Origin of the sequence: Streptomyces glaucescens, assembly GCF_002154375.1 — a bacterium.
GTDB lineage: Bacteria > Actinomycetota > Actinomycetes > Streptomycetales > Streptomycetaceae > Streptomyces > Streptomyces glaucescens.
In genome coordinates, this window is record NZ_MUND01000711.1 from 1 (window position 1) to 5,947 (window position 5,947).

Below are 5,947 nucleotides of genomic sequence, written 5' to 3' on the forward strand. Positions count from 1 at the left end.
AGCAAGTGCCGCCCCGCCTCCACCCAGCCGGGTCGAGTGAGCGGGACGAGAGCGCCGATCAGTGGTGCGGGAGACACGAGCGAACACCTCGGCAAGTCAAGATCGACGGGACGGGTAGCCTACCCACTCACCAGCCCGTGATCCAGGGCCGGGTTCCGAGCCTCCCACGGCATCGCGACCAGGCCTCCGGCGTGAGGGTGCGGTGGGAGCACGGCGTGCGGCGACGGCGGCGTCCCGCGGCCCGGCCCGCCCCCGGCCGCCGTCGGCAACCGGCGAACGGCCGTGCCCGGGACAGGCCGGGCACGGCCGTCAGCGTCCCCGCCGGAAGGCCAGGACGATCCCGATCACGGCCAGCACCGCGACCACGACGGCGAACCACGTCGGCATCACCCCGAGCCCCTTGTAGGCGACAGAGTCGGTCATGGGCTACGAACCTCCTTGGTCGGGATCGGTGTTCGGGTGCCCGCGGACACGAGGTGAACGCCGGCGCTTGTCAGCCGCGCCCGGCGTCGACGACGTCGGGTACCGACGGCGGGGCCGCCTGCCGAGGAACCGTGAGTTCCGCGTCGGGCGCGGGTGCGGCCTTCGGCTCCCATCCGGCGGTGGTCCGGACGTAGCCGTAGATCACGGAAGCCATGGCCAGCAGGAGGAGGGGGCCGTACAGCCACGGATGCCTGGCCATCTCCATCGGCAGATAGCGGTACGACGCCAGGAGTGCGACGAAGACCGTCGAGCCGTACGCGACCAGCTGGAGCCCTGACCGGTCCCAGCCGCGGTCGTACGAGCGCAGGGCCGCCTCGATCGTGAGCACGAAGACCACGCCGGCGATGAGGTCGGCGCCGTAGTGGTAGCCGAAGCCGAGGGTGGCGCACAGCGTGGCCACCAGCCAGAACGTGCCCGCGTAGCGCAGGGCGCGCGGGCCCTTGCGGGTGTGGAGGAAGATCGCTGTGGCCCACGCCGTGTGCAGGCTGGGCATGCAGTTGCGCGGGGTGAGTTCGTCGAACGGGATGGGGTGGGGGACGCTGAGCGGCGGCGGCGTCGTCGGCCAGAGTTCGGCCACCGCCCATTGCCGGGTGGGCCAGGCGTCCGCCCACACGCTGACCGCGGCCCAGTGCTCGGTGCCGGTGCCGTAGGCGAAGATCGGGCCGACCACCGGGTAGACCATGTAGATGGCCGGTCCCAGGAGGCCGATCATCAGGAAGCTGCGCACCACGTGATGGCGGGGGAACCGGCGTTCGACGGCGACGTTGCGCAGTTGGTACAGGGCGACGAGGACTCCGGCCACCGGGAGCTGGCCGTAGACGAAGTCCAGGAAGTTGAAGCCGACCGCGCCCGTGGCTTCGACGACCCGGCCCACCAGCCAGGACGGATCGCCCAGCGCGTGATCGGCGATGGCCACATAGGGGTCGAGCACGTCCGGCCGGGTTTTCGCGGTGATGAGCAGCCAGGTGTCGCCGGTCTTCCGGCCGGTCATCAGCAGGAGTCCCAGCGCGACGCCCTTCAGCAGCAGGGCGCGTTCACGGCCGGTACGGCGGGTCAGGGCGAGGACCGCACAGCCCAGCATCACCCACAGCGCGCCGTTGCCGAAGGGATGGCCCTCGGTGATCTTGATGTCGGCCGCCCATCGGACCACCGAGAAGGCGACGTCGACGCTTATGGCGGCGGCGAGTGCGACGAACCGCTGCCGCCAGGTGAGCACCACCATCATCAACGCCATGCTGGCGTAGAGCAGGCCACCCGATTTGGGTGGCAATATCACTTCTCGCGCCTGGTTGGTGATCGGCCCCGACACGCCGTAGTGCCGCGCGGCCATCTCCAGTGCGACGAGGAATCCGAGGGTCACCGCGCTGGCGGCGGCCCACAGGATCGCCCGGGGCTGACGCCGTGCGGAGAAGGTGTTTCTGCCTTTGACGCGCGAAAACACCCGCGATGCCATAGGTATCAATTGTTTGACCAGTTTTTCGGTTAGGGACGGGTAACAGGGGGTGTCGTCGCGAGTTCGAACATGTTAACGGAGGAGGGGTGACGGGGACCGACGGGCGCGGCAACTCCGTCGGCGCATCAGTACCACGGTCACCTTCTTGGAGGGGAGACGGACGGCGACGGTTGCGCGGCCGGGGCGGACGGCGCCCGGCGCGGCGGCTCCTGCCGGGCGGTCACTCCGTCGGCCGCGCGTACCGGCGTGGCGGTGTCCGGTGCGGTGAGCACGGTGATTGGCTTCGGCCGGCGCCGGCGGCAGGAGGCTGACATGCGAGCCGGCCTGGAGAGGCCTGATCGATATCGTCATGTCGGGGTACTCGGTCGCAGGTCGTCACGTACCGGACAGCACACCGGTCGTCACCTGCGGACAAGGAGGCTTCACCCCGTGACCGAACAGCAGCAGGACCCCACCGAGCAGCACCCGCAGCCGGACTTCCCCGACCAGGAGCAGCCGCACCCCGGCTGGACCGGGCCCATGGACCCGCCCCCGGACCACGGGGAGGAGTCGTACCGCGGCAGCGGTCGGCTGGCGGACCGCAAGGCTGTGATCACCGGTGGCGACTCCGGCATCGGACGGGCGGTCGCGCTGGCGTTCGCCCGGGAGGGTGCCGACGTCCTCATCGCCCATCTGGAGGACGAGAAGGACGACGCCGCCGAGACCGTCCGGCTGGTCGAGGAGGCCGGCCGGCGGGCCGTGGCCGTCTCGTGCGACGTGCGCGAGGAGGAGAACTGCCGGGCCCTGGTGGACCGGGCCGTGGACGAGTTCGGCCGGATCGACATCCTGGTGAACAACGCGGCGTACCAGATGTCGCAGCCGGACGGCATCGAGGCGATCTCCACCGAGCAGTTCGACCGGGTGATGCGGACCAACCTCTACGGCATGTTCTGGCTGTGCAAGTTCGCCCTGCCGCACATGCGGAAGGGCGGCAGCATCATCAATTCCACCTCGGTGCAGGCCTACAAGCCCAGTCCGCACCTGCTGGACTACGCGACCACCAAGGGCGCGATCGTCACCTTCACCCAGGGGCTGGCGCAGATGGTGATCGACCGGGGCATCCGCGTCAACGCCGTGGCGCCGGGCCCGGTGTGGACGCCGCTGATCCCGGCGACCATGCCGGACACCCAGGAATTCGGCAAGCAGGCACCGATCGGGCGGCCCGCCCAGCCCGCCGAGATGGCCCCCGCGTACGTCTTCCTCGCCTCGCAGGAGGCGTCGTACATCACCGCGGAGATCGTCAACGCCACGGGCGGCACGCCGCTGCCGTAGCGCGCGGGGGCCCGGTGGGTTGGCAGACGGGGCGCGGCCGGTCCATCGGTTCCGGCGAGCGCGGGCCATGACGGCCGCGGGCGGCCATCGGCGCGGGTCTGCGCACTCGGCGTAGGCCTGCGCACTCGGCTGCGGGCGGCGCCGGAACGGCGTGCGGTCGGCCTCGCGGGGGCAGAGTCGAGCGCCGTGGCAGTGGCCGCTGTACGAAAGGTCAGCGGCCGGTGAACACCGCGTCGCGGCGCTCGATGAAGGACCGGATGCCCTCGGCGCCGTCGGCGGTGGTGAGGAGCCGGGCGATGTCGGGGCGCAGACGCGCGGTCGCCGCGCGGTCGCCGCGCTGGTCGGCCAGGTGCGCGGAGTTCAGCGCGGTGCGCACGCCCAGGGGCGCCGACTTCTCGGCGATGAGGGCGGCGATCTCGACGGCCCGGGCCACGGCGCCCGGGCCGTCGGCGGCGATCTCCTGAACCAGACCGATGCGGTGGGCCTCCTCGGCATCGAACTCCTCGCCGGTCAGGACCCAGCGCATCGCGTTGCCCCAGCTCGCCTGCCGCGGGAACCGGAACGTGGCGCCGCCGAAGGGGTAGATGCCGCGGCGGACCTCGTACTGGGCGAAGCGCGCGTCCCGTGCCGCGACCCGGATGTCGGCGGCGAGCAGCAACTCGATCCCCAGGGTCATCACCCACCCCTGCGCCGCCGCCACGACGGGCTTCGACCAGGGGCCGTCCAGCCGCCAGGGGTCGCGGCCGCCCTCGGGGAGCGGGAAGCGGCCCGAGGCCAGTTCGTCACTCACGTCGGCCATGTCCAGGCCGCCGGTGAAGTGGTCGCCGTGCGCGAAGAGGACCCCGCACCACAGGTCGTCGTCGGCTTCCAGCAGCCCGTAGGCGGCTGCCAGCTCCTCGAGCATGTCCTTGGTGAAGGCGTTCCGCTTGGCCGGCCGGTCAAGGCCCATGAGCAGCACGCGCCCCTTGCGCTCGACGGTGACCGTCGCTTGCGCCGACTGAGTCGCCATTCGCTCCTACCTCCTCAGTTGCATGATGAGATGGTCAGGGACGCTAGTGGGACGATCGCCCCGGCACAAGTCCATCTCATGATGAAACTGATAGGGTCGGCCGCATGCGAAGGACCTCGTTCGCCGGCTGGCCCTGCTCGATCGCCCGCACCGTCGACCTCCTGGGCGACGCGTGGACCCTGCTGGTGCTGCGCGAGGTCTTCTACGGCCAGTCGCGTTTCGACGGCTTCGTCGACTCGCTCGGCATCGCCCGCAACACCCTCGCCGACCGGCTGCGGCGCCTGGAAGACGCGGGACTCCTGGAACGCCACGCCTACCAGTCGGACCCCGTCCGCCACGAGTACCTGCCGACGGAGATGGGCCGCGACTTCTTCGGAGTCATGGCCGCCATCAACGCCTGGGGCGACCGCTGGCTTGCTGAGGACGCCGGTGAACCCGTGGTCATGCACCACACGTCATGCGGACACGACACCCGAGCCCGAGTGGTGTGCTCCTCCTGCGGTGAACCACTGAACGACGAGAACGTCACGGTCCGCACCGGCCCCGGCTATCCCGCCCGGCTCCTCGACGACCCCGGCGTGAAGGCCCGCTTCGGAACGGAAGCCCACCTCGACGGGGCGCATCGAGCGTAGGGCGCTGCCCATGGACAGCCCCCTCGAACGCCGCCTCGGCACTCGATGACCCGGTGGGCCGGTCACGCACCGGCCACCACGCACACCTCGCCCGCCGACTCGGCAGGGACGCCACCTGCCTGCCGGACGTCGCGACCTTCTGCGCGGTGTCCGCCGACCGGACGCGGCGGCACGGGCCGATCCGGCTCGGCCGCTCGGCTCCGGAGCACTCGCCGACGTGCCGTCACCTCCCGTCGGCGCGCACCCCGCCGCCGGTCGTCCTGACGGTGGTCAGTTCGGCGGGTCCGGTCGCCACCGGCCGGCATGGGCAGCGAGCGCCGCCCACACGGTGTCGGGCCGCAGGGGCAGGGTGGCGAGGCGGATGCCCGTGGCGTCGCGGACCGCGTTGGCCAGCGCCGGGGCGACCGGATTGATCGGCAGCTCGCTCATCGGCTTGGGCGCTGCCGGGCTCCGGTGCGGGTGGACGAGGTGCACCTCGGTGGCCGGTGTCTCACCGAAGTGGGGGATGAGGTAGCTGCGCAGGTCGGTGGTGGCGATGCGGCCATGACCGTCCGTGGGCAGATCCTCCCGCAGTGCGGTGCCGATGCCCTGGACGACGGCTCCCTCGATCTGGGCCCGGCACCGGCCGGGGTCCAGAACGGTGCCCGCGTCGGCGACGTGCACGCTGTCGAGGATGCGCACGTGCCCGGTCGCGGGGTCGACCTCGACGCGGAACCACTGGGCGCAGAACGCCAGGGACACCTGGGTCTGCTGCGCGGTGGTGGAGGCCTCCGCGCGCAGCCGGGCGGGATCGACAGGCAGGGCACGGCGGTGCAGCTCGGTGAGGGGGAGGGACGAGCCGTCGCAGTGCACGGTGTCCGTGTCCAGCCGGCAGGCGCCGGGCGCGGTGCCGGCGGAGGCCGCCGCGAAGGCGGTCATGCGGTGGGCCAGGGCCCGGCAGGCGCGGGCGACGGCCTGCCCGGTCAGGAGGACGCCCGTGGAGCCGAACGCGCCGCTGTGGTGGTGGACGTGGTCGGTGTCGGCGTCGCTCAGGTGGACGCGGCCGGGGTGGGTGTGGAG

General features: G+C 71.8%; 5 protein-coding genes. 2 read left to right on the forward strand and 3 right to left on the reverse strand.

Annotated elements, in window-relative coordinates:
• Positions 1-493: 493 nt before the first annotated feature.
• A complete protein-coding gene (locus CCN42_RS35690) occupies positions 494-1,936 on the reverse strand; it encodes a phosphatase PAP2 family protein (protein WP_169731586.1) in 1,443 nt (480 codons plus the stop codon).
• A gap of 429 nt (positions 1,937-2,365) precedes the next feature.
• On the opposite strand from CCN42_RS35690, the gene CCN42_RS35695 reads away from it, so the two are divergent.
• Positions 2,366-3,247, forward strand: coding sequence for an SDR family oxidoreductase (locus CCN42_RS35695; RefSeq protein WP_086172651.1), 882 nt, complete (start codon positions 2,366-2,368; stop codon positions 3,245-3,247).
• 211 nt (positions 3,248-3,458) lie between these two features.
• Here CCN42_RS35695 and CCN42_RS35700 read toward each other — a convergent pair whose 3' ends face one another.
• The gene (locus CCN42_RS35700) at positions 3,459-4,256 is read right to left on the reverse strand and encodes a crotonase/enoyl-CoA hydratase family protein (RefSeq protein WP_086741511.1); all 798 of its coding nucleotides are present in this window, start codon (positions 4,254-4,256) and stop codon (positions 3,459-3,461) included.
• Between the two features lie 104 nt (positions 4,257-4,360).
• Here CCN42_RS35700 and CCN42_RS35705 point away from each other — a divergent pair, with 104 nt between their 5' ends.
• Entirely contained in the window at positions 4,361-4,888 is a 528-nt protein-coding gene (locus CCN42_RS35705; RefSeq protein WP_086741512.1) for a winged helix-turn-helix transcriptional regulator, read from the forward strand.
• A gap of 270 nt (positions 4,889-5,158) precedes the next feature.
• Here the strand turns inward: CCN42_RS35705 and CCN42_RS35710 are convergent.
• A partial coding sequence (locus tag CCN42_RS35710; RefSeq protein ID WP_143662139.1) for a xanthine dehydrogenase family protein molybdopterin-binding subunit occupies positions 5,159-5,947 on the reverse strand: 789 nt, incomplete at its 5' end.